At 71.5% G+C, this 4,574-nt stretch carries 4 protein-coding genes and 1 pseudogene; 1 reads left to right on the top strand and 4 read right to left on the bottom strand.

What is annotated here, in order from left to right:
- The 3 genes from ACWGI8_RS40130 to ACWGI8_RS40120 all read right to left on the bottom strand — a co-directional run.
- Positions 1–754, bottom strand: a 754-nt coding sequence (locus ACWGI8_RS40130) for a sigma-70 family RNA polymerase sigma factor (RefSeq protein WP_453668381.1), incomplete at its 3' end; no start/stop codon positions are given.
- A gap of 67 nt (positions 755–821) precedes the next feature.
- Positions 822–1,478, bottom strand: a complete 657-nt coding sequence (locus ACWGI8_RS40125; protein ID WP_453668382.1) for a L,D-transpeptidase family protein — start codon at positions 1,476–1,478, stop codon at positions 822–824.
- A gap of 191 nt (positions 1,479–1,669) precedes the next feature.
- Entirely contained in the window at positions 1,670–2,950 is a 1,281-nt protein-coding gene (locus tag ACWGI8_RS40120) for an MFS transporter (RefSeq protein WP_453668380.1), read from the bottom strand.
- Between the two features lie 62 nt (positions 2,951–3,012).
- Here ACWGI8_RS40120 and ACWGI8_RS40115 point away from each other — a divergent pair, with 62 nt between their 5' ends.
- A complete protein-coding gene (locus tag ACWGI8_RS40115; protein ID WP_453668379.1) occupies positions 3,013–3,966 on the top strand; it encodes a LysR substrate-binding domain-containing protein in 954 nt (317 codons plus the stop codon).
- Between the two features lie 228 nt (positions 3,967–4,194).
- On the opposite strand, the pseudogene ACWGI8_RS40110 reads toward ACWGI8_RS40115, so the two are convergent.
- Positions 4,195–4,574, bottom strand: a pseudogene (locus ACWGI8_RS40110) (alpha/beta hydrolase); the annotation flags it as partial.

Here is a 4,574-nt window from a genome sequence, read left to right as displayed (position 1 = left end):
TCCAGCCCACGATGTCGTCATGGCCGTGCAGCCACAGGTCGTACGGCGGCATGGACATCGTCGCGTCCTCGTGGAGCAGCGCGGTGAGCGCCTTCATGTCGTACTCCTCGAAGGCGGCGACATAGCGCTCCAGCAGCTTCTGCTGCTCCTCGTCGAGCGGGTCCGCAGGGTCCGATGCCGCGGGCCCGGACTCGGCGAGGGTGGCGCGGGCGCGCTGCAGCGCACTGTTGACCGAGGCGACCGAAGTGCCCAGCAGCTCGGCGACCTCCGCGGCCTTCCACGCCAGCACCTCGCGCAGGATCAGCACGGCGCGCTGCTTGGGCGGCAGATGCTGCAGCGCGGCGACGAACGCCAGCCGGATCGACTCCCGCTCGACTGTCGTATCGGCCGGGTCGGCCACCGACGGCAGCACCCGCCCGTCCGGAACCGGCTCCAGCCAGGTGATCTCCGGACGGGCGTTGAGCTGGGCCTGGGCGACCGGGGTGGCGGCGCTCAGATCCATCGGGCGGGCCCGGCGATTTCCCGCGTTCAGCATGTCCAGGCAGACGTTCGTCGCGATGCGGTACAGCCACGAGCGCAGCGACGATCTCCCCTCGAACTTCTCGATGCTCCGCCAGGCCCGCACCATCGTGTCCTGGACGGCGTCCTCCGCCTCGAAGGCCGAGCCCAGCATGCGGTAGCAGTAGCCGGTGAGCTCCCTGCGGAAGCCCTCCAGCCGGGATTCGAGGTCCTGCGTCGTAGCCAGATCACTCATCGGGTCCGCCCCTGTCGCCCATCCGCACCAGCCCTTCGGACGCTACAGGAGGGGACTGACAACGGGGTCAGGTTCCGGGCTTGCGCCCGTAGACGAAGACGTCCTCCCCGTTCCCGAGCAGGTTCCAGTAGGCCTTCGCGTCCGTCGGGCGCATATTGACGCAGCCCCCGGAGCCCGGCGGGTTGTACATCGACTTGGTGACCGAGTGGAAGGCGATCCCGCCGTCGAAGAACTGCGAGTACGGCATCCACACCCGGTAGATCGTCGACCAGTGGTTGACGCTGCGGTAGTAGATCTTCTTCGAGCCGGTACGGGTCTCCGCGCCGTCCCGGCCGGTCCGCACCGGCACCGGCCCGTACTTCAGCCGCGCGCCGTCCTGGATCCAGCTGAGCTGCCTGGTCAGGTCGACACACGCGATACGGCCCCTGTTGGTCGGACACGTGCCCGCCCGGTTCGGGTTGGTGCCCGCCGCGCGCTGGGCCAGGATCGTGCTCATCGTGCGCCAGGTGACCGGCCCGGCGTAGCCGATCGTCGGGGTGATCCCGTGCCAGCGCTGGAACGTCTGGATCGCCTTGCAGTCGGCGGGCGACTGCCGCCCGTCGACCGGGCGGCCCATGAACTTCTCGACCTGCTTCTGGTACGGCCCCGTCGCCGTCGTGCAGGACGCCGCCTGTGCGGGGGCGGCGCCGAGTGCGAGGGTCAGGGGCACCACCAGACCGGTGATGCCGAGGGCTGCGCCGCCCCGTCTCCGTACGTTCCTTGAGTGTCTTGCACGATCCACGGTCACCAACTCCCCAGTACGCGCAGTGCGGTTGCTCTGCACTTTGGACGCGTACGGGGGAGTGGCGGTTGTAGGCGGGAGGGCACGGATTTACGCAGTTTCGCGGGGAGATCGCCACTCCCGCCCCAGGAGTCTCAGTGGCGCGCGGCCGCCGCGGTGAGCACCAGCCGGCGCTCCTGGATACGGGCCGAGTACGACCCGTACAGGGTGATCGACACGACCCCGAGCACCGCCAGCAGCCCCAGCAGGACCGTGCCCGCCCAGCCACCGGAGTGGAAGGCGATCGCGCCGAGCGTGCCGCCCGCGCTGCTGCCCACGTAGTACGCCGACTGGTACAGCGCTGAGGCCTGTGCCCGGCCGGTCTTCGCCGTGCGGCTCACCGAGGAGGAGGCGACCGCGTGGCCGGCGAAGAAGCCCGCCGTGATCAGCACCAGGCCGAGCAGGACCGAGGCCAGCGAGTCCGCGAGGGAGAAAAGCAGGCCCGCCGTCGTCGTCCCGACCGCGAGGTACAGCGCGCCGCGCCGCCCGAGGCGGCCGACCAGCTTCCCGGCCGCCGCGGACGAGACCGTACCGACCAGGTAGACGAGGAAGATCGAGCCGACCACGCCCTGGGGGAGGCTGAAGGGTGCCTCCACCAGCCGGTACCCGATCACCGTGTAGACCGCGCCGAACACGGTCATGAAGAGCGCGCCGATCCCGTACAGCCGCATCAGCAGCGGGTCGGAGAGGTGACCGCGGACGGTCTTCGCCAGCTCGCGCGGGGCCGGCGAACCCGGAACGAAGTGACGTGCCTTCGGCACCAGCGCCCGGAAGGCGACCGCGCACACGACGGCCATCAGGCCGACCGCGGCGACTGCCGCCCGCCAGCCCCACAGCTGGGCGACCCAGCCGGTCACGATCCGGCCGCTCATGCCCCCGATGCTGTTGCCCGCCACGAACAGACCGATCGCGGCGATCAACGCCCTCGGCCGCACCTCCTCCGCGAGGAACGCCATCGCGGAGGCCGGGATCCCGGCCAGCGCGGCGCCCTGCACCGCGCGCAGCGCGACCAGCCACTCCAGGTTCGGCGCGACCGGCACCAGCAGTCCGACCACGGCCGCGACCGTCAGCGACACCGTTATCAGCCGTACCCGCCCGAACCGCTCGGACAGTGCGCTCAGCGGGAGCACGCACAGGGCCAGGGCGGCGGTCGCCGCGGACACCGTCCAGCTGGCCGCGCTCGCGGTCGCGCCGAACTCGGCGGAGACGGCGGGCAGCAGGGCCTGGGTCGAGTAGAGGAGAGCGAAGGTCGCGACGCCCGCGGCGAAGAGCGCGAAGCTCATGCGGCGGTAACCGGGGAGGCCGGGGGCGAGCTGACGGGACGACGAGGTGAGGGCACCCACGGTGGTGGGCGCCCCGGTACTGGCGGAAGGCATACCTCGAAGGTAGGCACCCCTTCCTGATGCGTCCAATGCATGGAACGGCTTTAATCGTTCCCATGGCGCATGACTACAGCTCACAGGCTCGCGTGTCACTGAGCAGTTACGAAGAAGACATGCCTCTGCTGCTTGCGCCGCGTCTCGCGTACTTCGCGGGCGTCGCCCGCCACGAGCATGTGACCCGGGCCGCGCAGGAGCTCGCCGTCCCCCAGTCGACGCTCTCGCGCGCGATGGTCCGCCTCGAACAGGACCTGGGCGTGGCACTGTTCACCCGCAAGGGCCGCACGGTCTCGCTGACGGCGGCGGGCCGTACGTTCCTCACCTCCGTCGAGCGGGCCCTCGCCGAGGTCGAACGGGCCGCGGAGTCGGTACGGGCCGATGCCGACCCGTCCGCGGGCAAGGTCGCCTTCGGCTTTCTGCACACGCTGGGCTCCGAGACCGTGCCGGAGCTCATCCGCGCCTTCCGCGTCGACCATCCCCGGGTCCGCTTCACGCTCGTCCAGAACTACGGCGAGGCGATGATCGAGCGACTCCGCGCCGGCGAACTCGACCTGTGTCTCACCTCGCCGGTCCCCGACGCCCCCGACCTGGTCGCCCGCCGCCTCGACGAACAGCGCCTGCGACTCGTGGTCCCCGACGACCACCGCCTTGCCACGCGCAAGCGCGTCCGTCTCGCCGAGGCCGCCGACGAGACCTTCGTGACCCTCGAACCCGGCTACGGCCTGCGCCGCATCACCGACGCCCTGTGCGCCGAGGCCGGCTTCTCCCCGCGCGTCGCCTTCGAGGGCGAGGAGGCCGAGACGCTGCGGGGCCTCGTTGCCGCGGGCCTCGGCGTCGCCCTCCTGCCGCCGCCCGCCGCACCCCGCCCAGGGGTCGTCGAACTGACGGTGACCGCGCCGCGCGCGGTGCGCGAGATCGGCGTCGCCTGGCTCGACGGCCATCCGGACACGGCACCGGTGACGGCCTTCAAGAAGTTCCTGCTGTCACGGCGGGGGAACCTGCTGCCGGACTGAGGCGCCTGCGGCGGGCTCCTTCCCCACCCGGTCCCTTCCCGGCTGTGTCGATGTGCGGCTCCGCCTCGTGGGGGGCCCGGACCCCGTACGGCTTTCGTCGTGTCCTCGAACGCGGGACGGGCCGATTCCCGGGGCGTCGCCCCGGACCCCGGCGCGTGTCGGGCCCCGCCGGTGATCGAGGCGCTGGGGTGATCGAGGCGCGGGGTGCGGGGCGGAGCCCCCGAAACCTCAGTGCCGCAGCGCTCTCCCGAACCCCGCCGCCAGCGGCATCCGCAGACCGAGCGGCGGCGGCGCCGCCAGCGCGTCCGCGACCGGGCGGGCGTACGCGCGGGAGAAGAGCGAGCCGAGGACGAAGTCGGCGGCCAGGGCCAGGACTTCTTCCTGGTACTGGCGCAGGGAGTGGCCGTCCGAATGGACCTCGAAGCGGCAGGTGTCACGATTGGACTTCTTCGCGCGCTCGGCCAGCCGGTACGACAGCTCCGGGTCGGTCCTGGCGTCGTTCGTGCCGTGGACGATCAGGACCTGACGCCCGGCGAGCTGTTTCACCGGTTCGGGTTGCGCCGCGACGTCGTCCTCCGGCAGCCAAGGGGCCAGCGCGAGTACGGAGT

It is taken from the genome of Streptomyces sp. NPDC054841 (assembly GCF_053611045.1).
Note: the sequence above shows the minus strand (reverse complement) of the source record. Positions and strands in the feature narration are given on the sequence as shown.

What these genes read in the sequence shown, in the direction of transcription:
- ACWGI8_RS40120 (WP_453668380.1), bottom strand. Translation starts at nt 2,950, where the DNA reads ATGCCTTCCGCCAGTACCGGGGCGCCCACCACCGTGGGTGCCCTCACC.
- ACWGI8_RS40115 (WP_453668379.1), top strand. Translation starts at nt 3,013, where the DNA reads ATGGCGCATGACTACAGCTCACAGGCTCGCGTGTCACTGAGCAGTTAC.